At 65.5% G+C, this 23,212-nt stretch carries 26 protein-coding genes and 1 tRNA gene; 13 read left to right on the top strand and 14 right to left on the bottom strand.

Annotated elements, in window-relative coordinates; translation table 11 throughout:
• Nucleotides 1-21 precede the first annotated feature (21 nt).
• From flgF to G020_RS0101175, 7 genes are all read right to left on the bottom strand, one after another.
• Nucleotides 22-762 carry a flagellar basal-body rod protein FlgF gene (gene flgF / locus G020_RS0101205; RefSeq protein ID WP_019570797.1) on the bottom strand — a complete coding sequence of 247 codons (741 nt, stop codon included), beginning with the start codon at nt 760-762 and terminating at the stop codon, nt 22-24.
• A gap of 35 nt (nt 763-797) precedes the next feature.
• Nucleotides 798-2,042: a flagellar hook protein FlgE gene (flgE, locus tag G020_RS0101200; protein ID WP_024328328.1), complete on the bottom strand. Its 1,245-nt coding sequence runs from the start codon at nt 2,040-2,042 to the stop codon at nt 798-800.
• A 33-nt stretch (nt 2,043-2,075) separates the two neighbouring features.
• On the bottom strand, nt 2,076-2,771 hold the full coding sequence (locus G020_RS0101195) for a flagellar hook assembly protein FlgD (protein ID WP_019570795.1): 696 nt from the start codon (nt 2,769-2,771) through the stop codon (nt 2,076-2,078).
• Between the two features lie 10 nt (nt 2,772-2,781).
• Entirely contained in the window at nt 2,782-3,204 is a 423-nt protein-coding gene (gene flgC / locus G020_RS0101190) for a flagellar basal body rod protein FlgC (RefSeq protein ID WP_024328327.1), read from the bottom strand.
• Nucleotides 3,205-3,225: 21 nt separating this feature from the next.
• Complete coding sequence (flgB, locus tag G020_RS0101185; protein ID WP_019022255.1) at nt 3,226-3,633, bottom strand: flagellar basal body rod protein FlgB; 408 nt, start codon at nt 3,631-3,633, stop codon at nt 3,226-3,228.
• 187 nt (nt 3,634-3,820) lie between these two features.
• Nucleotides 3,821-4,636 carry a protein-glutamate O-methyltransferase CheR gene (locus tag G020_RS0101180; protein WP_024328326.1) on the bottom strand — a complete coding sequence of 272 codons (816 nt, stop codon included), beginning with the start codon at nt 4,634-4,636 and terminating at the stop codon, nt 3,821-3,823.
• 195 nt (nt 4,637-4,831) lie between these two features.
• Nucleotides 4,832-5,761 carry a chemotaxis protein gene (locus G020_RS0101175; protein WP_024328325.1) on the bottom strand — a complete coding sequence of 310 codons (930 nt, stop codon included), beginning with the start codon at nt 5,759-5,761 and terminating at the stop codon, nt 4,832-4,834.
• A 223-nt stretch (nt 5,762-5,984) separates the two neighbouring features.
• Here G020_RS0101175 and flgA point away from each other — a divergent pair, with 223 nt between their 5' ends.
• From flgA to G020_RS0101115, 13 genes are all read left to right on the top strand, one after another.
• Nucleotides 5,985-6,653 (top strand): flagellar basal body P-ring formation chaperone FlgA, encoded by a 669-nt coding sequence (gene flgA / locus G020_RS0101170; RefSeq protein WP_024328324.1) that lies wholly within the window; start codon nt 5,985-5,987, stop codon nt 6,651-6,653.
• Between the two features lie 92 nt (nt 6,654-6,745).
• Entirely contained in the window at nt 6,746-7,063 is a 318-nt protein-coding gene (gene flgM / locus G020_RS0101165; protein WP_024328323.1) for a flagellar biosynthesis anti-sigma factor FlgM, read from the top strand.
• 4 nt (nt 7,064-7,067) lie between these two features.
• Complete coding sequence (locus G020_RS0101160) at nt 7,068-7,550, top strand: flagella synthesis protein FlgN (RefSeq protein WP_019022259.1); 483 nt, start codon at nt 7,068-7,070, stop codon at nt 7,548-7,550.
• Between the two features lie 80 nt (nt 7,551-7,630).
• A complete protein-coding gene (locus G020_RS0101155) occupies nt 7,631-8,347 on the top strand; it encodes a flagellar brake protein (RefSeq protein ID WP_024328322.1) in 717 nt (238 codons plus the stop codon).
• Nucleotides 8,348-8,571: 224 nt separating this feature from the next.
• Nucleotides 8,572-9,771: a site-specific integrase gene (locus G020_RS0101150; RefSeq protein ID WP_024328321.1), complete on the top strand. Its 1,200-nt coding sequence runs from the start codon at nt 8,572-8,574 to the stop codon at nt 9,769-9,771.
• Nucleotides 9,768-10,643 (top strand): hypothetical protein, encoded by an 876-nt coding sequence (locus tag G020_RS0101145; protein ID WP_024328320.1) that lies wholly within the window; start codon nt 9,768-9,770, stop codon nt 10,641-10,643. Before G020_RS0101150 ends, G020_RS0101145 begins: the two co-directional genes overlap by 4 nt.
• A gap of 120 nt (nt 10,644-10,763) precedes the next feature.
• Nucleotides 10,764-10,955 (top strand): AlpA family transcriptional regulator, encoded by a 192-nt coding sequence (locus G020_RS14850; protein WP_081647371.1) that lies wholly within the window; start codon nt 10,764-10,766, stop codon nt 10,953-10,955.
• Nucleotides 10,955-12,607, top strand: a complete 1,653-nt coding sequence (locus tag G020_RS0101140; protein ID WP_024328319.1) for a hypothetical protein — start codon at nt 10,955-10,957, stop codon at nt 12,605-12,607. The genes G020_RS14850 and G020_RS0101140 overlap by 1 nt, the downstream gene beginning before the upstream one ends.
• A gap of 449 nt (nt 12,608-13,056) precedes the next feature.
• A complete protein-coding gene (locus G020_RS15480) occupies nt 13,057-13,782 on the top strand; it encodes a hypothetical protein (RefSeq protein WP_024328318.1) in 726 nt (241 codons plus the stop codon).
• Nucleotides 13,779-14,024 (top strand): hypothetical protein, encoded by a 246-nt coding sequence (locus tag G020_RS0101130; protein WP_024328317.1) that lies wholly within the window; start codon nt 13,779-13,781, stop codon nt 14,022-14,024. The genes G020_RS15480 and G020_RS0101130 overlap by 4 nt, the downstream gene beginning before the upstream one ends.
• A complete protein-coding gene (locus G020_RS0101125; RefSeq protein ID WP_024328316.1) occupies nt 14,021-14,434 on the top strand; it encodes a hypothetical protein in 414 nt (137 codons plus the stop codon). The genes G020_RS0101130 and G020_RS0101125 overlap by 4 nt, the downstream gene beginning before the upstream one ends.
• Nucleotides 14,435-14,473: 39 nt before the next feature.
• Nucleotides 14,474-16,408 (top strand): ClpP-like prohead protease/major capsid protein fusion protein, encoded by a 1,935-nt coding sequence (locus G020_RS0101120; RefSeq protein WP_156002641.1) that lies wholly within the window; start codon nt 14,474-14,476, stop codon nt 16,406-16,408.
• Between the two features lie 170 nt (nt 16,409-16,578).
• A complete protein-coding gene (locus G020_RS0101115; protein WP_024328314.1) occupies nt 16,579-16,782 on the top strand; it encodes a hypothetical protein in 204 nt (67 codons plus the stop codon).
• Nucleotides 16,783-16,849: 67 nt separating this feature from the next.
• On the opposite strand, the gene G020_RS0101110 is transcribed toward G020_RS0101115, so the two are convergent.
• The 7 genes from G020_RS0101110 to G020_RS0101080 all read right to left on the bottom strand — a co-directional run bounded on the left by G020_RS0101110 (nt 16,850) and on the right by G020_RS0101080 (nt 23,013).
• A complete protein-coding gene (locus G020_RS0101110; RefSeq protein ID WP_024328313.1) occupies nt 16,850-17,293 on the bottom strand; it encodes a hypothetical protein in 444 nt (147 codons plus the stop codon).
• Nucleotides 17,290-17,619, bottom strand: a complete 330-nt coding sequence (locus G020_RS0101105; RefSeq protein ID WP_024328312.1) for a hypothetical protein — start codon at nt 17,617-17,619, stop codon at nt 17,290-17,292. The genes G020_RS0101110 and G020_RS0101105 overlap by 4 nt, the downstream gene beginning before the upstream one ends.
• Before the next feature lie 119 nt (nt 17,620-17,738).
• Nucleotides 17,739-17,829, bottom strand: a tRNA-Ser gene (locus G020_RS0101100).
• Between the two features lie 111 nt (nt 17,830-17,940).
• Nucleotides 17,941-18,144 (bottom strand): carbon storage regulator CsrA, encoded by a 204-nt coding sequence (csrA, locus tag G020_RS0101095; protein WP_019022261.1) that lies wholly within the window; start codon nt 18,142-18,144, stop codon nt 17,941-17,943.
• Nucleotides 18,145-18,206: 62 nt separating this feature from the next.
• On the bottom strand, nt 18,207-19,457 hold the full coding sequence (locus tag G020_RS0101090) for an aspartate kinase (protein ID WP_018871231.1): 1,251 nt from the start codon (nt 19,455-19,457) through the stop codon (nt 18,207-18,209).
• A 91-nt stretch (nt 19,458-19,548) separates the two neighbouring features.
• Nucleotides 19,549-22,164 carry an alanine--tRNA ligase gene (gene alaS, locus G020_RS0101085; protein ID WP_024328311.1) on the bottom strand — a complete coding sequence of 872 codons (2,616 nt, stop codon included), beginning with the start codon at nt 22,162-22,164 and terminating at the stop codon, nt 19,549-19,551.
• 558 nt (nt 22,165-22,722) lie between these two features.
• Nucleotides 22,723-23,013 carry a GIY-YIG nuclease family protein gene (locus G020_RS0101080; RefSeq protein ID WP_024328310.1) on the bottom strand — a complete coding sequence of 97 codons (291 nt, stop codon included), beginning with the start codon at nt 23,011-23,013 and terminating at the stop codon, nt 22,723-22,725.
• Between the last annotated feature and the right edge of the window lie 199 nt (nt 23,014-23,212).

Raw genomic sequence — 23,212 nt, 5'->3', positions numbered from 1 at the left:
GCCGCGTCGGGATCATCCCGGTCAGCCCATGCCGAGCAGCCGGTTGCTGCTCTGTTCCAGCGTGTTGGCGGTGTCCATCATCTTGATCTGGGTCTCGAAGGTTCGCGACAGCTCGATCATCCGCGTCAGCGCCTCGACGGTGTTCACGTTGCTGCTCTCGAGCGTGCCGGATACCAGCGTCACGTCCGCGTCTGCCGCGGCCTCTTCACCGTCCGGCAGGCGGAACAGTCCGTCCTCGCCCCGTTCGAGATCCTCGACATCCGGATTGACCAGACGGATGCGCTCCACCGCCGCGAGGGCATCCGCCGGGGCGCCCTGGGGCCGGACGCTGATGGTCCCGTCGGTGCCGATCTCCACCTTCTCCGCCGGCGGAATCGCGATCGGCCCGCCGTCACCCATCACCTGCATCCCGTCCGCGGTGCGCAGCAGACCGAAGCCATCCACCTGCAGGTTGCCGGCGCGGGTATAGCCTTCCTGCCCGTCCGGCCCCTGCACGGCGATGAAGCCCTCGCCCTGGATGGCCACGTCCAGATCACGCCCCGTACTGCGCAGCGTCCCGTGAGAGAAGTCGGCCGCCTCGTTCCCCACCTGTACGTAGTCGCGCGTGTCGTAGACCGGGCCGCGCACCGGGACGGTGTCCGCGGTGGCAAGTGCCTGCCGGAAGCCGTCGGTATTGGCGTTCGCCAGGTTGTGATTATTGACGGCCTGGGCGTGCTCGACCTCCCGGGCCCCCGACATCGCGATGTAGAGAAAACGATCCATGGTTCGGCCTCCCGCAGGATCCTCCGGTTACCGCCCTAGCGGATGTTGATGATGGTCTGGGTCACGGTGTCGGCCGTGGAGATCGTCTGGGAATTGGCCTGGAAGTTGCGCTGAGCGGTGATCAGGTTCACCAGCTCCTGTGCGATATCCACGTTGGAGGCCTCGAGGGCTCCGGCCTGCAGCAATCCCGTACCGGCCGCTCCCGGGGCATTGACCGTCGGCCCGCCGGAAGCAAAGGTCTCCGCCCAGTTGTTGTTGCCGAGCTGCTCCAGGCCCTGGGGATTGTCGAAGTTCGCCAGCACCACCTGGCCCAGTACGTCCGACTGGCCGTTGCTGTAGCGGGCGAACACCACGCCCTCGTTGTCGATATCGATGTCGGTCAACGTGCCGGGGGCATAGCCGTCCTGGCTCAGGTCGCTGACGCCGAAATCGGTGCCGTACTGGGTCGTTCCGGCAAAGTCGATCTCGATCTCGGTGCCGTCATCAAATGCATCACCGGGATCGAAGGTGAACGTCGCATCGTCATCCGGCATCTCGTCGAAATCCAGTTCTCCGTTGGCATCAAAAACCAGCTCCTTGGGATCGTTCTCGTTAACCACCTCGCCGTTGACCGCGACGTAGGCCTCCCACTCGTTGTCATCCACCTTCGTGAAATACACCTCAGCGTCCTGGGCCTCGCCCTGGCCGTTGTACACCGTCAGCGAAGTGGAGAAGTTGTAGCTGTCCGGCACGGCCGCGCCGTTGTCGGTCTCGAAACCACCCGCAATAACCTCGGCGTCGGAACGCAGATTCAGCTGGGCGTCGATCTCCTCGGTCCGCCGCGGCGCGCCCTCGCCCGTGTCCAGCCGGAGATTGCCGGGGGTACCGCCGAGATCCGCCGGCTCCGCATCGCCGTCCTCGGCGATATAGCCCTGCAGGTTCTGGCCCTGGCTGTTAACGATGAAGCCGTCGCGATCGACCTGGAATTCTCCGGCGCGGCTGTACACCGTGTTGCCACGGTCATTGAGCTGGAAGAACCCCTCTCCGTCGATCGCCAGATCCAGTCCGTTTTCAGTGAATTCCGTCTGTCCCTGGGTAAACTGCTGGGTCACCGCCAGCAGGCGCGAACCCGCGCCTACGGTCGTCTGGTTGGTGCCGCCGAACGACTGGGCGTAGACATCCCCGAACTCCGCGCGCGACTGCTTGAACCCCGTGGTCCCGGCGTTGGAGACATTATTGCCGGTCACGTCCAGGTCGGCCTGGGCCGAGTTCAGTCCGCTCAATCCGATGTTGAAGGGCATGTTCCGTTCCTCCGGTTGTTTTTGTGTCGGGCGTCAGCCGGAAATCCGGCGTACGTCCGAAAAATCGATCTCGCCCACACCTTGCACATTCAGTGCCAGGCCGTTTTTCTCCCCGCCCATGGAGACGCTGTCCACGCGCTGGTTAAGAAAGGTCTCCAGCGATTCGGTGCGCTCCCCGCTGCGCGCGGTCGCCCGTACCTCGTAGACCCCGGCCGGCGCGCGCTGGCCGTTGTCGGTCAGGCCATCCCACTGGAAGTCCTGCAGCCCGGCGCCCATCGCGCCGAGATTCATGCGCCGCACGCGCTCGCCGGCCCCGTTCATGATCTCGACCTCCACCGACTCGGCCGAGGCCCCCAGTTCGAACGCTCCGCTCATGCCGCCCTCGGGGCCCAGCTGGCCGAACTCCACCGGCACCAGCACATCCTTGCCGACCAGGTTGGCGCCCTGCACCGCCTGGTTCTGTCCCATTGACTGGGCGAAGCCCTCGAACGACTCGTTCAGCTGCTGGATCCCGGTGACGCTCGAGAACTGCGCCATCTGCGCGATGAAGTCCCCGTTTTCCATCGGCTCGAACGGGTCCTGGTTCTGCAGCTGGGTCGTCATCAGCTTGAGGAAGTCCTCCTGTCCCAGCTGATCCGGCCCGCCTTCCTTCTCCTGACGGTCTCGCTGGGCCTGGCGGTCAGTGCGAATCCCCGCCCCTTCCAGCATGTCGGGTGTCAGTCCGTTCATTTCCGGTCTCCTAGCCTTGTCCGCCCATCTGCAGCGTGCGCATCATCAACTGGCGGGTGGTGTCCATGACTTCGACGTTGGCTTCGTAATTGCGCGAGGCCGACATCATGTTGGCCATCTCCTCGACCACGCTGACCGCCGGGCGAAAGATGTAGCCATCGTCGTTTGCCTTCGGGTGATGGGGCTCGTAATGCATCTGCGGCTCGGCGTCCGACTCCTCGATCCCGGCCACCCGCACCGGCGTCGCGGTACCGTCGCGGTTGGCCTGGTCCATCGCCGCCTGGAACAGCACGTGTTTCCCGCGATAGGCCTCCTCCGCGCTGCCGGCCGCCGTATTGGCGTTGGCCAGGTTCGAAGACACCGTATTCAGCCGCGCCGACTGTGCCGTCAGCGCCGAAGCCGAGGTATTGAACAGATTGAACAGATCACTCACGGCAGTGGCCTCCCGTCAGGTTCAGCGATTGCCCCGGAAGGCATCGCGAATGCCGGAAACCCGGCGATTGAGAAATTCGAGGCTGCTCTGGTACTTGACCGAGTTCTCGGCGAACGCCGCCCGCTCCATCTGCGGATCCACGGTATTGCCGTCCAGAGACGGCTGCGAAGGGATGCGGTACTTGAGCTCGGCCCCGGTGCCCGCGGCAGCCGTCCCCGGATCCTGATGACCCGCGCGGGTCTGGCTGAGCTGAAGCTGGCCACCACCACCCGAAGCCGCCTCCAGCTGGCTGCGAAAATCCAGGTCGCGCGCCTTGTAGCCGGGGGTGTCGGCATTGGCGATGTTCGAGCTCAGAACCTCCATGCGCTGCGAACGCAGGTTCACCGACTCCGGCAGAATCCCGAGCGCCTTGTCCAGCGATATGCTCATCCCGTTCCGTCCGGCCCGCGCATGGCGGGCATCCGTTGCCTGACCACGACGATGCAATCGCCGTGCCATTGGCTGCCGGCAAAAGGGGAAAAGGATTCGGAGGGACACCGGCACGCGGCCGGCCACGCGGCGAATCACCGCGCAGGGAACGAGCGCCGGGCCCGTTGCAGGCCCGGCGTGGAGGGGTTCAGCCCTTCAGCCGCAGGACCGAGCCGTACTCGGTGCGCACGGTTTCGTACGCCTTGCTGTAGGGCCCGACCGTCTCGGAAGCGCCAAGAAACAGATAGCCACCGGGGTTGAGCTGCTTCGCAATACCGTCAAGGACCTGACGCTTGGTCTCGGCGGAGAAATAGATCAGGACGTTACGGCAGAACACGATGTCGAACTTGCCCAGCGCCGCGTAGCTGTCGACCAGATTGAGTTTCTGGAACCGGCAGCGGCGCTGCACCTCAGGGGTGATCTTGTGCCCCTCGGGCACGGTCTGGAAGAACCGGGACCGCCGCGACTCGCTCAGCCCGCGCACGATGCTCAGACCGTCATAGACTCCCTTGCGGGCGTCTTCCAGCACGCCCTCGGACAGGTCCGTGCCGAGAATGCTGACGGGCACCACCCGGCGCGGGCGCGAGGCCTCCCATTCCGAGACCACCATCGAGATGCTGTAGGGCTCCTGGCCACTGGAACACCCGGCCGACCAGACCTTGATCGACGACCGCGTGGACGCCAGCTCCGGGAGGATCACGTGGCGCAGGATCTCGAACGGAAAACCGTCGCGAAACCAGGAGGTTTCGTTGGTGGTCATCGCATCGATGACGCGCGTGCGCAGCTTCGGGCTGGGCGCCTTGCGCAGGGCGTGCAGCAGTTCCGGCACGTCCTTGTAGCCGAATTCGTCCAGCAGGCGGGACAGCCGGCTGGACACCAGGTACTGGCGGCTGTCCCCCAGCACCAGGCCACAGCACTCGGAGAGAAAGCGCGCGAATTCTTCGTAGTCACGGGAATCGATCACGCACACATCTCCGCCTTGACGCGTGCCGGGCCCGTCCGCCGTCCGCTGGTTGTTCGGTTCGATGATTCCATGCCGCCACAGTATAGGGCTTCGAGGCGGCCTTGCGGGAGTCCGCAGCCTGCAAAGGGGCGGCAAGCGCCGGCCACCCGCCCCGGCCGGGCCGGCAACCGTTCGCCCCCGGCAACCACCGACATCTCAGGCGGTCTTGTTGATCTGTTCCAGGACCGCACTGGCCAGTTCGTCCGGGTTGAACTTGGAGAGGAACGCATCCGCACCGGCCCGACGCACCATGTCGGTATTGAATTCGCCACTGAGCGAGGAATGCAGCAGCACCCGCAGCGGTCGCAGGCGCTCGTTCTCGCGGATCTTTGCCGTCAGGGTGTAACCATCCATGCGCGGCATTTCGATATCCGAGATCACCAGCTCGACCGTGTCGTGGATCGGACCCTCGGCGGCTTTCTCCTCCAGGTAATCCAGGGCTTCACGCCCGTCCTTGCACAGCACGTAGGGCCACTCGAGCCCCTGGATGGCGCTTTCGATCTGACGGCGGGCCACCACGGAATCGTCGGCGATGACGATTTCCCGACGCTCGGGTGTCTGCTCGGCCACTGCGGAACGCACGCTTTCCGACACCTCGGTGGGCAACGGATTGACCAGCGACAGCACGCGCTCCACGTCGATGATCTCCACCAGCTTGTTGTCGAGTTCGGTGACCGCCACCAGAAACGACTCGCGCCCCGTGCCGCGCGGCGGCGACTTCACCTGGTCCCAGTTGACGTTCACGATGCGATCCACCGCCGATACCATGAAGCCCTGCACCGAGCGATTGAACTCCGTCACCACGACCTTCTGCTGGCCGTCCGCCCCGACCCGCGTCGACTGCATCCCCATCGCCCGCGCCAGATCGATGATCGGCACGGTCTTGTCGCGCAGGGTGGTGACCCCCCGCACCACCCCGGCGGACCCGGGAATCTGGCGCAACTGCGGCAGCGGAATCACCTCCCGCACCTTGAACACGTTGATCCCGAAGGTCTGCGTGCCGCCCAGATAGAACAGCAGAAGCTCCATCCGGTTCTGCCCGACCATCTGCGTGCGCTGGTTCACGTCGTCAATAAACTGACTCACGGTTCTCGCCCCCTGGGTTGTTCTCCCTGCTAACGGCCGCGCCGGCGGGAGCTTGAACCACGCATCGGACGCGCAGGACAGGCGCCGGATGCCATGGCACAGAATCTGCATGTATTCCGTGACGAAGACACAGGGTCAACGGTGACCGGACATGCACCTTTTCAAGTTACAGGCTTTGCTCCCGTACCGCAGCCCGGGCCGCAGCGGGGGTGCGCTTCTTCTGATGCTCGCGCTCCTCGCCCCGACCGCGCAAGCGGAGATCGAGCCGGTGCAGAACATTCGTGACAGCGCGGAACGGTTCCTGCACCAGCAGCTTGGGGACCACAACGGCGACGATGTGGAGGTGCAACTCGGTCATGTCGACGACCGCCTGCGCCTCAAGCGCTGCGAAGAACCCCTGGAGGCCTCGCTGCCGCCCGGCGGCCGCCCGAGGGGCAATACCGCGGTCAACATCCGCTGTCCCGGGCCGGTGACCTGGTCGGTGTACGTTCCGGCCACCGTGGAACGCCACGCCGAGGTGGTGGTGGCCCGCCGCAACCTGTCGCGCCAGCAGACCCTGGGGCCGGGCGATCTGCGCATGGAGCGCATCGAGACGTCGCGCCAGGCCAGCCATTATTTCGAGGACGCATCCGACGTGGTCGGTCTGCAGACCCGCCGCGCGATTCGCCAGGGCCAGGTCATCGGCCAGCAGCACGTTAATGAGCGTCAGGTGATCCAGCGCGGCCAGCGCGTTACCATCCTAGCCAGCAGCGGCAGCGTCACTATCCGCATGCAGGGCGAAGCCCTGGAGGACGCCACGGCCGGCGACTGGATCCGCGTGCGCAACACCTCCTCCGGACGCGAGATCGAGGGCGAGGTCCAGCCATCGGGCACGGTTCGCGTCGCCCTGTAGTAAAATGTGACGGAAATCCCGCAACCGACCCTACAGTTTCGGGCATTCCGGCCGATACACGAGGCAGACCAGTCAAACGACAGGACAAAGTCATGGATATCAAAGGCCCCAACATCAATGGCCTGCGCCCCGACAGCCAGAACGGCGGGGTCCGCGGCCGTGACGACGACGCCCGCACCGGCAGCAACGGGGTGGACCGCGCCGGCAACAGCGGGGCCGCCAGCGGTGACGCCGTCACCCTGACCGGTGCCGCCCAGGCCATGAACGGCAGCGGCGAAGCCAGCGAGGCCGCGCCGTTCAACGAGGCGAAGGTGGCCGAGATCCGCGAGGCGATCGCTCAGGGGAACTACCCGATCGACAACGAGGAACTGGCCGATCGCATGATGGAAATCGAAGGCCTGCTGCGGTGATCCGGTGGTGACCGACGAAACCGGAATCCGTCCTTCCCTGGAGGAATCCATCCGTCTCGGACAACGGCTGGAGGATATCCTGCTGGAGGAAACCCGGGCCATCGAGTCACGGGAGCCGGAGCGGCTGCAGGCCGCGGTCCAGCGCAAGCAGGAACTGCTGCAGGCACTGGAAACCGAAACCCGCAAACAGCAGCAATGGATCGAAGCTCGCGGTGCCGAGTTCACCCCGGAAGGGGTAGCGCGGCTGTTCGCGCGTCTGGAGGGAGGGGAGCACCTCAACGACCGCTGGCAGGCGCTGCGGGCGACGATCGAACGCTGCAACGAACTCAACCAGGGCAACGCCCGGCTGATCGAACGCAACCAGCGCCGGGTGCAGATGTCCATGCAGATCCTGCGTGGCGAAGACAACGGACCGGCCACGACCTACGACCCCTACGGCAAGGCCCGTCATCGCCGAACCACCGGCCAGACCATCACCCGCGCCTGAGCCCGAGTTGGGCCGGAAAGGCGTGAACTCCGTCACAGGGTGTATGATGCGCGAACCCACTTCGGACGCGACGTGCCCTCATGGATGACAACGACTATACCGTCGACACCCCGGAACGCATCGGCCAGATACTGCGCGACCTGGACCACGGCCTGACGCTGGTCAGTATCCGCCTGGAAGAAAGCGGCCCGCTGTACACCTCGGCGCTGATTCGTCTGGATGCCGACGCACGACGTCTCTACCTCGACCAGCTGCAACCCCCTTCCCTCCACCAGCGGATCCGGCCCGGCCAGCCCCTGCGCGTCTTCGCGACCCTGCGCGGCGTGGCCGTGCGGTTTACCACCGAGGTCCGCCAGATCGTGAGCGAATCGCCGGGAGACCTCTACGAGTGTCCGTATCCCGCCGAACTGCAATACCTGCAGCGTCGCGAGACCTTCCGCGTTCATATCCCCCTGAGCAACCGCCCGACCCTGCAGATCCAGGGCGAGATGCACGAAGAACCGATCGAGGGATCGGTGGTGGACCTTTCGGCCGAAGGCATGTGCGTGGAACTGCCGAATGAAGTGCTGCAGGAGATCCCCTATGGCAGCCGCCTGGAATTCACCAACCTGCTGCTCCCGGACGTGCAGGAAAGGGTCTCCGGCGCCGTCAAACTGGCCAACTCGCGCCCTTCCACTCGCGAAGGCCATTCGTATGCTGGCTGCGCGATCATCGAGATGTCGGCCCGCCTGGAACGTGCCATCAACGTCGCCCTGCTGTTCTATCAGCGTGAGGAACGCCGCCGCGCGATGAACTGACCGACCCCGGCTTGCGTGCTCACAAAAAAGGCCCGCACGAGCATCACTTGCCGTGCGGGCCTTTTGCGTTCTGGCGGAGAGTGAGTCCGCGCCTTCGCGACCCTAGACAACCGCCGACTACTACCTAAACCCCTGTTCCTGCTCCGCTCCTGCGTTTCCCTTGTCGTTTACTGTAGTCTAGCGTAGTGTTGAATTGCAAATGATTTTAGGGGACTGATAAGGGGATGCCACGTTTGGCGGACGAAAAGACAGCGCTGGCCGTGCGCCGGCTGACCCGGCCCGGGGAGCACTCCGTGGGCGGTGTCGCCGGGCTCCGGCTTCGGATCACTGAGACAGGCCGGAAATACTGGCTGCTCCGGGCCCGCATCGCCGGCCGCACCCGGGAAATCGGTCTTGGCCCATATCCCGAAGTGAGCCTGGCCCGTGCGCGGGAGGCCGCAAGCGAAATGCGCCAGGCGATCCGGGAAGGCCGCGACCCGCTGGCTGAGCGGCAGGAACGCCAGAACGCGCTTATGGTTGCCAACGCCAAGGCCCTGACATTCGACGAATGCGCAGCGCGCTACCTCACCTCGAAAGCCGCTGAGTTCCGCAACGCGAAGCATGCCGCGCAGTGGAAATCCACGCTTTCCACCTACGCCTCCCCGATCCTGGGCCCCCTCCCCGTCCACACCGTGGAGCTACCCCACGTCCTTCAGGTCCTCGAACCCATCTGGCGCGAGAAACCCGAGACCGCGAGCCGGCTGCGCGGCCGCATCGAAAAGGTACTGGACTATGCGACCGTGTCGGGTTTTCGACAGGGGGAGAACCCGGCCCGGTGGCGCGGCAACCTGGACGCCATCCTTCCGGCCCCTTCCAAACTGAAGAAGGTGAAACACCATCGGGCGCTTCCATGGCCGGAACTCCCGGCCTTCATGGCCGCGCTGCGGGATCGCGAAGGGATTGCCGCGCGGGCCCTGGAGTTCACGATCCTGACGGCCGCCCGCTCCGGTGAAGTCCGCGGTGCGGTGTGGGATGAAATCGACACCGCCGCCGGTACCTGGACGGTCCCGGGGGAACGGATGAAGGCGGGCAAGGAACACGTTGTTCCTCTGTCCGAACACGCTCTGTCCCTACTTGAACACCTGCCACGCATGGAAGGAACGCCGTATGTCTTCCCCGCGCCGAAGGGCGGCCCCCTTTCGGACATGTCCCTTTCCGCGCTGATGCGCCGCATGAAAGTCAACGCGACGCCGCACGGCTTCCGTTCGACCTTCAGGGACTGGGCCGCAGAGGCCACCAGCTACCCGAACGAAGTTTGCGAGATGGCACTCGCACACGTCATCCCCAACGCGGTAGAGCGCGCGTACCGGCGCGGAGACCTGCTCGATAAGCGTCGCGCCCTGATGCAGGAATGGGCCGATTACGCGGCCGGGGGTGGCGCATGAACGCGCGAACCGACATTGACCGCGCCGCGCGATGGGGCTGGCCGATCCTGGAGGAGGCTGCGGAACATGCGAGCTTCAAGAGCGAGCGGGCCATCGCACGGAAGATGCTCGCCGAACGTAACCGGCGGGATATGACCCGGCTGCTTGCGAATCTATCGGAGAGCATCCCCCCACCCTTTCATCGGCAGATGTTTCTCTTGGATGGAATCCTGGTGCCGATGGGGCTCGCAGACAGGGAGAAGGTCGACGAATCGAAACATGCAGCCTCCAAGGTCGAGAAGCTTGAACGCGACATAAATGCGAAGCTCAGGGAAGCCGCGAAACTTCTCCATGAACGTGACGAGCTCGCGGCACCGGACGGAGTCCAAGCCACCTGTAGCGGGTCGCCGCTCGACTGGCTCAGGGATGGCCTTGCCCATGCTGACGCCCACACCCAAGGCCTCGCGGGTGCGGGGCCACTTCCCGCAATGGAACACTTAGACGAGCGTTACGATTTGAAATACTGGCCCGCCCTGCCCGATGTGCTTAATGGCCTGGCCGACCGCTTCGCGGAGACCTATCCGGAGTTGGTTCACCCAGACCTAGAAAAGGCTGCGCAGGGATACCGCGGCCCCCGACAACTCCTGCGCCTTCTCTGGCATGGGCAGTTTCGCCAAGCAGGCCGGACGCTCCCCCTTGAGTCCAACACCGACACACGGACGGCCCCCCTGGATTCCTTCCGCCTCGATGACACCGATACGGCAACCCTACTGCGGATGACCGCCGGCGGGATCGAGTACGACCCCGGCACGATCAAGAAAGCCAGGCACAACCTATGCGATGCGGTCAAAGCCGAGAATCCTGATTGGGCCCGGTTCCTGGTGGACGAGTAACGTTGCAACACGCGACCGCGGGGACAATTCACCTTTCGGCCGCGCAGCCAACTGTCCCCGACAACCCCCATACGCAACCGCCAACGTACCCGTTACAACCCAACGTGACGAGGTACACAGATGGCCGACCAAGCTGCATTCCTTTCGGAACGCGACGTCGCCCGCCGTTACGGCATTCACCCGAAAACTCCCTGGTACTGGGTTCACTCCCGAGGGTTCCCGCAGCCGATACGGCTGGGGCCGCGCTGTACCCGCTGGCGGCTTGAAGACCTGCAAGCCTGGGAAGCTGACCGCGCCCGGGAGAGCGTCTGATGGTTGCCACCAACAGAAACGCCCCGGCCGGGGGAACGGCACGGGGCGCAGGGGATGAGCACGGGGGAGCACTCAACGGGGAGTATAGCAGCCCCGGAGGCCTCGAGGTCAGCGACCAGGCCGTCCGCCCGGAAGTGGAAGTCGAGGATGGAGATCTGCACAAGATCCTCGACCGGATCGATGAGATCCTGGGCCGCAGCGATCCGCCCGTGATCTTCCGGAAAGGCACGGTGCTGGTGGCGGTCATTGATACCGCGTGCCGACCTCAAGACCAGGAGACCAACGCACCCAGCTCGATGGTGCTCACTACCGCTGGGCTGCGTGATCGGCTGAACCGCGCGATTCGCTTCAAAAAATGGGATGGCCGTCAGAAGGACACAAAGGATATCGACTGCCCCATGCCGGTGGCGCAGGCGTTCCGAGAGCGTGGCGAGTACCGCCACGTCCCGGAGGTAACGGCCCTTGCCGAAGCCCCGGTTCTGCTTCCCAACGGCCGCATCATCGAACAGGGCGGCTATGACCGACACACAGGCATTTACCTGGCGGGAGCGCCTGAACAAGGGTTTGAGGTCACGCGCTTCGGCGATCCGGATCCGGAAGACTCCCTGCAATACCTGCGCGGCGTACTGGAAGAATTTCCGTTTCGAACCCCGGCGGACGAATCGGCTGCGATTGCCGCCCTGCTGACCGTCCTCGTTTCGCCCGGCTTAACGGCGGTGCCCCTGTGTGCCTTCAATGCAGAATCGCCCGGCGTCGGGAAATCGACTGGCGTCCGATGTATCGGCATAACCGCCACCGGCCGGCACATATCCGCACTGGGCTGGTCGCGGGATGAAGCGGAAGCGGAGAAGCGCATCCACGGTGCCGTGTTGTCGGGCGATCCGGTGCTGAACATCGACAATGTGGAGTCCGCGCTGTTCGGGCAGGCGCTGTGCCAGCTCACCAGCGAACCGAAGATCTCGGTTCGGCAACTGGGCGGTTCGGCGCTGTTCACGGTTCCCGCCCGCGTGGCGCTGTACGCCACCGGCAACAACCTGGTGATCAAAGGGGACCTGACCCGTCGCGTGATCGTCTGCCGCCTCTACAGCGGCGTGGAACGACCGGAGCAACGGACGTTCAAGCGCGACATCGTGGAGTACGTGCGCCGCCATCGCCAGAACGTTATCCGCCACCTGCTCGCGATCCCCCGCGCTTACCTGGCCGCCGGCTCCCCGGACGTGAAGATCCCTGCGTTCGGATCGTTCGAGGACTGGGACCGACTTGTACGCCGCCCCCTGGTATGGCTGGGCATGGAGGACCCGCGCGCCCCGGCCGAAGAAATCCGAGCCGAGGACCCCGAGCGCCAGGAACTGCGTGCCCTACTGCAGGCCTGGCATGCCCACTTCGGCCGTGAACCCCAGACCGCCGCTGAAGTGATCCGAGCCGCGACCGAGACCTATCCGCGCATGGATGGCAGTACCGCGGACGATGCCCCAGAGCTATCGGAGGCCGTGGCCGGTGTCTGCACCACCAGGAACGGCCCGAAGATGGATGCTCGGACCCTGGGCTATGCGCTCCGCCGCCACTGCGACCGGATCGAGTCGGGGCTGCGCCTGGAAAGGGCGGGCAACTCCCGGACCAACGTCATCCGCTGGCAGGTGGTGGAAGCATGATCAGGGTCCGTGCAGGTGATGCAGGGCATGCAGGGGACTTCCCCCGCTCCTCTTTATATTTTGCAGTGCGCTGCAATTTTCACGCGTTAGTGGGGCGCATCCCCTGCATCACCTTCATCACCTGCACTTACCCCGCTTCCCCCTGTCTGCCCATAGGCGCTCTCTATCTATTCAGCTCCTTTCCTCCCGCCCCTCCTTGTCCCAATGGGGCCCATCACCTATTCCTTACGTTTTCACAATAGTCTGTAAGTGGTGGATTTCGAAAGGAAAAATCCAGAGCGGGTCCTTTCGGACCCGACGGGGCTGCGGGTGCGGAGAGGGGCAGAATTGCGCCAGCAAAGCATGTGCCAACAAAGGCAACTAATTGAGGTGACGCTGTGACAGACCAACCTGTACACCCTCCACATCCCGATCAAGAGGCCTCGCCGTCACTCTTGCCGGAGCCCGACATGGGATTGCGGGTCCGGCCTGCCCAGTTCGCCCGGATGCTGGGGGTTTCCCGGCAATCGGTCTCCCGCTGGATCCAGCAGGGCAAGGTCCTGGTCGACCCCTCCGGCCGGCTGGATCCGGTGAAGGCGACCGAGCGCGTCATGCAGCATGCCGACCCGGCACGGCTGCGCGCGACCCTGCTGAAGCCCGTCATGGACGACATGGCCGGGCTGCGAACCGAACTCCAGGAGGCGACGGCCCGCGCTGACCGCGCCGAACAGCGTGCCGAGGCGGCCGAAGTCCGAGCCGAACGCGCCGCCGCCCGGGCGGACGAAGCCGAGGCCAACGTGAGCATGGTCGAGGCGGCCGGAGACCGGTTCATCGACGCCGTGGTCACCCGCCTCCAGCAACTGGCTGCCCTGGAGGATCCGGAGACGGCCCGCGCCCAACTGGAAGATCTGTATATGGAGGCCCTGGACGCCGCGGCGCAGGAACAGGCCGCGGCCGCCGCCCCGGCGGTGGAGTCGGCCGACGCGTCGGCCGATGCGACCGAGTTCGAGGCCGGCCCCTCTCTGGATATCAGCGACCTGGACCTGACCCCGGAGCCGTTCGAGTTCGAGCTTGGCAAGCCGGGCACCGGGGACCCCGCCCCGGAGAACGGTGGAGGGGGCCGGGGATTGCCGCCGGACCCTGCTGAGGGCGGACGCACAGACGAAACGGGACCAACCCGCGAGGCCGACCAATGAGCACGCACGACCCGGAAACCGAAGCGCTGCACGCGCAACTGCATGAGATCGACGAAGCCCTGTTGCAGTTGGCCACGGAACGGGATTGGCCTCCGCACGTCGTGTGCCTCGCCATGGTGCGCGCGGCCGGGATGATCGCGCGGCAATCCACGCCGCCGGAAAGCCTGCCGCGGGTCTCCAGGGCGTTGAGCACCCTCCTGGACGACACGCTGTTGCATCAGACGGAGGGCCCGGTGCAATGAGTGATGCGGTAGACAAGCTGCGGCGCATGGTCGCCGCCGTCCAGGCAAGCCGGCCGCTGCCGGACGATGTGCGCGCCTGGTGGCTGCACGGGGCGGAGCGGTTCATGGACTCCGGTGGACGGAGCCCGCTGGATACCTGCCTGGGTTTGCGGGGTCGCGGGGTGCGGAGTCTGGAAACTCAGCAGGCCCTCGCCGAACGGAACGAAGCGCTGGAGCGGGCCGGCAAGCTGGCCGGCGCTGACCTTCCCGAGGAAGTCCGCCGCTTTCGCCGGCGGTGGGCGCGCCTGTGGACCTACGAACAGCCGCCTTCGGATCTGAGGCCGGTGGAACGCGAGCTGTTCCAGGCCTTCCGGTCGCATGACGTGCCCGAAGATCCCCATTACCTGCGCCGTCTGGCGCGAGTGAAATAGCCGGTTTTCCTTTGAAATCCGGGGCGTATCGTGGTCGCCATGAACAAGATCCACGCATTCCAGAATGGCGGCCTCGAGATCCTCGTGTACGAGGACATCTCCGATGGATTCGCCCGCGACATCGTTGAGCAACTGGCCGGCCATACCGGGCCGGTCACGTTGCGGATCAATTCACCCGGCGGCGCGGTGTCCGAAACCCTCGCCGCCTACAACGCCCTGGTGCAACACCCCGGCCGGGTCGTGGTGTACGTGGACGGCCTCGCCGCCAGCAGCGCCAGCCTGCTGGCCATGGCCGGCGCGCACACCGTCATGGCGGAAAACGCCCTGATGATGATCCACGACCCGTGGGTATTCACGGGCGGCAACTCCGAGGAACTGCGCCGCCTGGCGGACACCCTGGACAAGCACCGCGACGTGATGGTCGAGGCCTACCGGCGCAAGTCGGGCATGAGCGCCCGAGCCGTGACCGAGATCATGCAGTCGGAAACCTGGTTTACGGCCGAAGAGGCCCTGCAGGCCCGGTTCATCGACGAAATTCAGGAGGCCCCGGCGGTCGCGGCCTCGCTGGACCTTTCCCGTTTCAACCTGCCCCCGAGGATTCAGAGCATGAGCAACGACACCAACAAACAGAACCACGGTTCCGAAGGCGCGAACCCGGCGGCCCACAACCCGGATCCGGTCGCGCTGGAACGCCAGCGAATCCAGCGCCGGAACGAAACCATCCGGGCGCGCTTCAAGCCGTTCATGGACCGCGACGACGTGCGCGCCATGTACGACGACCTGATCGTTGACCCCGAAGTGACGGCCGAAGCCGCCGGCGAAAAGCTTCTGGCCAAGCTGGGCGAGGGGGCGGAACCGATCAACCCGCAGGGCTTTGCACCGCCGGTGCCCGACATGCGCGGCGGAACCAACTCGCACGCCGGCGAGTTCTCTGCAGCCGTGACCGATAGCATCCTGATGCGCTACGGCGTGCCGGTGCAGAACCCGCACCCGGCCGTGCGTGACGTTCGCGGCATGGGCGTGGATGACATTTGCGCGTCGATCCTGAGCCAGAACGGAAAGACCACGCGAGGCAAGAGCAAGGCCGAAATCGTGCAGGCGGCCATGACCACCAGCGACCTGCCGGCCCTGATGGAAGGGATCGCCTCCAAGGCGCTGATGACGGGCTTCCAGGAATCGGAGGCGGCCTCGCATCGAGAGTGGACCCGCGAGGGGCAGTTGCCGGACTTCAAGGAAGCCCGCCGGGCCGCCCTGTCGGAAGCGCCGGCATTGAAAGAGGTCGCGGAAGGTGCCGAGTACACCTATGGCGCGGTCAGCGATGCGTCGGAAACGATCAAGCTGTCCACCTACGGGCGGATCGTGAAGCTGAGCCGGCATGCCCTGATCAATGACGACATCGGCGAGCTGGCCCGCCTGCCGCTGGCCATGGGCCAGGCCGCCGCCCGCACTGAGGCGCACAACGTCTACAGCCTGCTGACCGACAACCCCGACATGCGGGACGGGAAGCCGCTGTTCCACTCGGACCACTCGAACGAAGGGACTGCGGCCAAGCCGGATATCGAGAGCCTGGGCGAGGCGCGCAAGCTGATGCGCCTGCAGAAGGGCATCGCCGGTGCGGCCACGCTGAACATCGTGCCGCGCTTCCTGATCGTGCCGGCGGCCCTGGAGACCATCGCCGAACAGTTGCTGGTCTCCATCGCGCCCGCGCAGACCGGGCACGCCGTGCCGGACTGGATGCGCAACCTCGCCGTGGTGGTGGATTCCCGCCTGGATGAGGCCAGTGAAACGGCCTGGTATCTGGCGGCCAGCCCCGACCAGCACGACACCGTGGAAGTGGCCCGGCTCGACGGAAACGGTGCGGAGAGCTTCACGCAGGAAGACTTCGCCACCGACAACATGAGCTTCAAAATCCGTCTGGACACCGGTGCGGCCGTCCTCGACTGGCGCGGACTGGTGCGTAACCAGGGCGCGTAACCGTTCCCCCCCCCTGCCGGTTTCGGGTTCTCGTCGGTGGGGGAAACGGCCCGCGCGCGCGGCGGCCTCTGCGCGACGCGGGTTCCCCTGCGCGTACCTGGGGTGGGCGCGCCAATGGCTGGGCCGGGGCCTGGGGGCACCGGCACCTAATTCACAGCAAGGATCATCCGATGTTCATCGAAAGCAAAGACGTCACCGGGCATAACCCCGTCTTCATCCGCGCTGATCGAATCGCGGCCCTCCGCGGTTCTGTGCCGGGCGGAGATAGTGTACAGACCGAGGTGTTCCTGGTCGGTGGCGGTGAAACCCTGGTGGTGAGAGAAGACGCCGCGTCGCTGATTGGCCGCGTCCGCGAAATCTTGGGCGGCAAGTAAGCCGGCCTCCAGGGCGAAGCCCCGGCGGTTTCCTGACCGGCCGGGCCTCCGCCGTTCTTCCTTCGGGTCACTGACCGACCGGCCTCAAGCCTGACGCCCGCCGGCACGCGTCCCATAAGCGGCCCACCAGTTCATCCGCTGCGGCGGTTTCTTTGCTGATCCAGAACCAGACCGCCGGCGGCACTTCGCTGGAGTCCACCAGTAGGCTTGCCGCCTCGCTGACCGTCTGAAGGCGAAGGGTGCGCTTGTCCAGTTCCTTCAGCACCTGCTCCGTCCCCTGGCTGCCCTTCACCCGCGCCCCGTACTCGCGATAGAGGTTGTCCAGGAACTCCCGTGCGGCCCGAATCTCGTTTTCCGCCCACCAGTAGAGGCACTGGTCGTCGTCGACGCCGCCTTCTGCGATGTGTCCGCAGAACCGTTCGATGGTCTGCAGGCGCTGCACGCGCTTGCTGACCTCTGCGTTCCAGTTGGCGGGCGCGGCCTCTTGCGGCTTCGGTTTCGTTTCCGTCATGCCGGCACCCCCTGCTGAAAGGCGCGCCAGGCATCCATCGGCCGCGCGCTCTCCGCGCGTTCCAGCCATTGCCGGCGCTGTTGGCAGGTGAGCCCGTTCCACCAGGCCATCCCGAGCCGGGCATCCTCGCAATCCGGTTCGTCCTGACGCGGCTGTGACTCAACTACGCGCAGCCGGCCTTCGCAGGCGTGGCGCTGATGCTCCGGGCAAAGGAGGGATTCGGTGTCGCGATCGAGCGCGACCCAGTGGGTACCGGTGTTCCGGCAGCGGGTGCCCCGCGTGGTGGCCGCCTGGCAGCGGTGGGGTGAACTTTCGTGGTGAGACATTGCGCTTTCTCCTTTCGTCGCTGGCGAGAAAGGGAAAACGCAAGAGCTTCGCGGATTAGGGGGTCAGTGAGGGGACGGAATCTGTATCCACCCCTAACTCATTGATTTCATTGAATAGGTGGCGGAGAGTGAGGGATTCGAACCCTCGATGGGCTTTTGACCCATACTCCCTTAGCAGGGGAGCGCCTTCAACCACTCGGCCAACTCTCCGTGACTGCGGTGCAGAGGATACGGATTCACGCTGCGGAATGAAAGCCCGCGCGGCCTCGAATTGATGATTTTAACTTCATTCGGGCCACGCGGAGATCGCAGCGTCGGACATCACTCGTTCCCGCGATTGTCGCCGGAGCCGTGTTCCGAATCTTCGTCCTGAATCCGCTGAAAGATCTCTTCGCGATGAACCGCCACGTCCGGGGGCGCATTGATGCCGATCCGGACCTGGTTGCCCTTCACACCCAGAACGGTGACGGAGACGTCATCGCCGATCATGAGGGTCTCCCCCACCCGACGCGTCAGTATGAGCATGCTTTTCTCCACAGTACCTGTGTCGGACGAGGTCGGTCGCCCGGAATCCGTTGATTGAGTCGTCACCCCTGCTCCTTTGGTAGACCGGCTGGCTCCTCTTCGAGTTCAAAGGCATCGTGCAGCGCACGCACCGCCAGTTCGAGGTATTTTTCGTCCACGACCACCGAGATCTTGATCTCCGACGTCGAGATCATCCGGATGTTGATGTTTTCCCGCGACAGGGCCTCGAACATCCGGCTGGCAATACCCGCATGCGACCGCATGCCGACACCCACGACCGAGATCTTGACGATGTGGACATCGCCCGAGACCTCGCGGGCGCCCAGTTCGTCCGCTGCCCCCTGCAGCAGTTCCAGCGCCTTCTCGTAGTCGTTGCGATGCACGGTGAAGGTGAAATCGGTCGTGCGGCCGTCCTCGCCGACGTTCTGCACGATCATGTCCACCTCGATGTTGGCATCCGCCACCGGCCCGAGGATGCGATGCGCGACCCCGGGCTGATCCGGCACGCCGCCCACCGTCAGCTGCGCCTCGTTCTGATTGAACGCGATTCCCGCGACCAGCGCCTGTTCCACCGCTGCATCCTCCTCCGTGGTGATGAGTGTCCCGGGTCCCTCGCCAAACGACGAAAGGACACGTAAGGGGACGTTATACTTGCCCGCAAATTCCACTGCCCGGATCTGTAGCACCTTCGAACCGAGGCTCGCCATCTCCAGCATCTCCTCGAAGGTCACTCGTTCGAGGCGCCGGGCCTGGGGCACCAGTCGCGGATCGGTGGTGTACACCCCGTCCACGTCGGTATAGATGCGACATTCATCGGCTTTCAGGGCCGCGGCCAGCGCGACGGCGGTGGTGTCGGAGCCGCCACGCCCCAGGGTCGTGATCGCCCCGTCCTCGTCCACGCCCTGGAAGCCGGCCACGACCACGATGCGCCCGGCCTCCAGGTCATCACGCACGCGGGCATCGTCGATACTGCGGATCCGCGCCTTGTTGTAGGCGCTGTCGGTGCGGATGGTCACCTGAGCACCGGTATAGGAGCGCGCCGGGCAACCCTTGGCCTCCAGTGCCATCGCCAGCAGGGCGATGGTGACCTGCTCCCCGGTGGACAGCAGGACATCCAGTTCGCGCCCGTCAACCCGCGGGTTGAGCTCGTTGGCCAGCCCCAGCAGGCGATCGGTCTCGCCGCTCATCGCGGACACCACGATCACCAGCTGATGGCCCTCCTCGCGCAGATGCAGCGCGCGTTCGGCCACCGCCCGGATGCGTTCGGTCGTCCCGACCGAGGTGCCGCCAAATTTCAGTACCAGCAACGCCATTGCAGAATCCCTGTCCGGCCCGAAGGCGGCGCATTAAACACGAAATCGGGATGCATCCAAAGCAAACCCGCCCTTCCAATCCGGAATTTGGTCAGCCCAGCAATTCGCGAACGGTGTCCTCCACCGAGGCCAGCGCCGCCTCGAGTTTCTCGGGGCTCTGCCCGCCGGCCATGGCCATGTCCGGCCGGCCACCGCCCTTGCCGTCGACCTGAGCGGCCACGCGCCCGACCACATCCCCGGCGCGGATCCGGCGGGTTTCCTCCTTGGTGACCCCGGCGACCAGCGAGACCTTGCCTTCCTCGGTGGCGGTGCCCAGCACCACCACGGCACGGCCGAGCTTCTGCTTGAGCTGATCGACCATGTCGCGCAGGGCCTTGGGCTCCACGCCCTCCACCGGGGCCGCCAGCACCTTCAGGCCGTCGACCTCCACCGCACGGCTGGAGAGGTCGTCACCGGCCTGGCTGGCGAGCTTGCCCTTCAGGCGCTCGATCTCCTTCTCCAGCTCGCGATTGCGCTCCTGCAGCTGGCGCACCTTGTCCGGGGCGTCGGCGCGGCCGGCCCGCAGGCGGTCCGCCACCGCATCCAGATGCCCCAGCTGCTGATCCATCCAGCGCAGGGCCACCTCGCCGGCCACCGCCTCGACGCGCCGGATCCCGGCGGCGACCCCGCCTTCGACCGTAATCCGGAACGGCCCGATGTCGCCGGTGCGCTCCACGTGGGTGCCACCGCACAGCTCGACCGAGGAACCGATCTTCAGCACCCGCACCTCGTCGCCGTATTTTTCGCCGAACAGGGCCACGGCACCCGACTCCATGGCCGAGTCGATGTCCATGATGCGGGTGTCGGTAGCCTCGTTCGCCAGGATCTCGGCGTTGACCTGATCCTCGATCGATTTCAGCTGCTCGGTGGTCAGCGGCTCCATGTGGGTGAAGTCGAACCGCAGGCGCTCGGAATCCACCAGCGAGCCCTTCTGCTGCACGTGGTCGCCCAGCTGGTCGCGCAGGGCCTTGTGCAGCAGATGCGTGGCGGAGTGGTGACGCTTGATGGCCTCGCGCCGCGGCCCCTCCACCGAGCCGGACAGGGTCTGACCGACCTCCAGGGTGCCGGCGCGGACCTGGCCCACGTGCAGATGCGCCGCGGCCTGCTTGCGGGTGTCCTGCACCTGGAAGCGCACGCCGGAGCCCGACAGGGTGCCGATGTCGCCCACCTGGCCGCCGGACTCGGCGTAGAACGGCGTGCGGTCGAGCACCACGATGCCCTCTTCGCCGACCTCCAGGCGATCCACGGCCTCGCCCTCGCGGAACAGCGCCAGCACGCGGCCCTCGCCCTCCAGGTATTCATAGCCGCAGAACTCGGTCGTGTGGTCTTCCAGCCCCGGCAGGTTGCCGGTATCCATGCTGAAGCGGGAGGCGGCGCGCGCCCGCTCGCGCTGCTTTTCCATCTCCGCCTCGAAACCGGCCATGTCCAGTTCCAGATCGCGTTCGCGCGCGATGTCGCCGGTCAGGTCCACCGGGAAGCCGTAGGTGTCGTAGAGCAGGAAGATGGTCTCGCCCGGGATCACCCGTCCCTGCAGATCCTTCAGGTCCTCCTCGAGGATCTTCATGCCGTGGTCCAGGGTTTCTAGGAACTTGCGCTCCTCCTTCTCCAGGACCCTCTCCACCTGCTCGCCGGCCTTGATCAGCTCGGGATAGGCCTCGCCCATGGTGTCGATCAGCGGGCGCACCAGGCGGTAGAGGAACGCATCCTCGGAGCCGATCTGGAAGCCATGACGCGCCGCCCGGCGGATGATGCGCCGCAGCACGTAGCCGCGCCCCTCGTTGGAGGGCAGCACGCCATCGGTAATCAGGAACGCGATCGACCGGATATGGTCGGCGATCACGCGCAGCGAGGCGGAATCGGCTTCCTGCGCACCGGTCACCCGCCGCGCCGCGGCGATCAGATCCTGGAACAGGTCGATCTCGTAGTTGGAATGCACGCCCTGCAGCACGGCGGACAGGCGCTCCAGGCCCATGCCGGTATCCACCGACGGACTGGGCAGCGGATTCAGCGTGCCGTCCGCGTCGCGGTCGTACTGCATGAACACCAGGTTCCAGACCTCGATGTAGCGATCGCCATCCTCATCCGGCGAACCGGGCGGTCCGCCCGCCACTTCCGGGCCGTGGTCATAGAAGATCTCGGTGCAGGGACCGCAGGGCCCGGTGTCACCCATCTGCCAGAAATTGTCCGAGCCGCCGTCCGGATCGTCGCCAATGCGGATGATGCGTTCGGCCGGGACCTGGATCTCGTTGGCCCAGACGTTGTACGCGTCGTCATCGGTCTCGTAGACCGTGACCCACAGCCGCTCCGGCGTCAGGCCGAGGACATCCGTCAGAAAATCCCAGGCGTAGTGGATCGCGTCGCGCTTGAAGTAGTCGCCAAAGGAGAAGTTGCCCAGCATCTCGAAAAACGTGTGGTGCCGGGCGGTGTAGCCCACGTTCTCCAGGTCGTTGTGCTTGCCGCCGGCGCGCACACAGCGCTGGCTGGTCGCCGCGCGGCTGTACGGGCGCTTCTCGCGGCCGAGGAACACATCCTTGAACTGGACCATCCCCGCGTTGGTGAACAGCAGGGTGGGATCGTTGGCAGGCACCAGCGGGCTGGACGGCACCACGGTGTGGTCGTGCTGCGCAAAGAAATCGAGGAAACTCCGGCGTATGTCGGCGCTCTTCATGCGTGTCCGGTCGGCTTTGGGGTCAAAAGCGGAATCGTATCACGCTCGCCCCGGACCCGCGTATTGCCGCCCGCGGCCTCGGGCCATGCTGCAGGAGGCCAGCCCCCTGGCCGATGGGGCAGCGAACCGGACATTCCGACGGGACCCGTTCATGGTCATCGGGAGAAGCCCGCGACACGCCAGGGCGACGTCACCGCAAGCACCCCGGATCCGAAAGACCCCGTCATCCCGGGCAGCCCGGACCGGATATCACCACCGTCATCGCAAGTCGCCCATAACGGGAAAGGACGCCGTCATTGCGGGCCCCGAAGGGGCCGTGGCAATCGCCGAAGTTTCGCCCGGTACCGGGATCCGGTGCCCGCCCAAGCCGATTGCTTCGTCGCTGCGCGACTCGCAATGACGGGACAGGGAAGACGTCGCAACGACGGGACGCGGAACACGTCGCAATGACGGGACGGGGAACACGTCATCGTGCCGAATCAGCAACGGTACCCAACAACGTCATTGCGAGGCCCCGAAAGGGGCCGTGGCAATCGGCAACGACTCGCCCCACCGCCTTCAACCCACAATATCGTCGAACAGATCCCGCCACTCCGGATTCACCTGTTCGACCAAAGTCACTTTCCTGCGGCGTGGCCCCGCCTTCAGCTGCTTTTCGCGCTCGATCGCGGAGGCCATTTCCTCGCAGGTCTCGAACCAGACCAGCCGATGCAGACCATAGCGGCTGGTGAATCCGGACACCTTCCCTGACCGGTGTTGCCAGACACGCTGCACCAGATTGCTGGTCACACCTACGTAAAGGGTCCCGCCGCGGCGGTTGCTCATGATGTAGACACAGGGCTGTTTCATCGCTCCCTCCCTGGGCGACTGCGGATTGATACCTGGCGGCCGAGACTCCTTTTCGGCCATTCATTCCGGCAACGGTCCGCGCGCGGATCCGCCCGACATCGACACCGTCATTGCGAGGGTCCGAAGGACCCGTGGCAATCCGCCGGCCCCGTCCGGAACCCAGACGCAAACCACGTCCGGAGATTGCTTCGTCGCGTCG

The sequence above is a fragment of the Thioalkalivibrio sp. ALR17-21 genome (genome assembly GCF_000420185.1).
GTDB classification, from domain to species: Bacteria; Pseudomonadota; Gammaproteobacteria; order Ectothiorhodospirales; family Ectothiorhodospiraceae; genus Thioalkalivibrio; species Thioalkalivibrio halophilus.
Note: the sequence above shows the minus strand (reverse complement) of the source record. Positions and strands in the feature narration are given on the sequence as shown.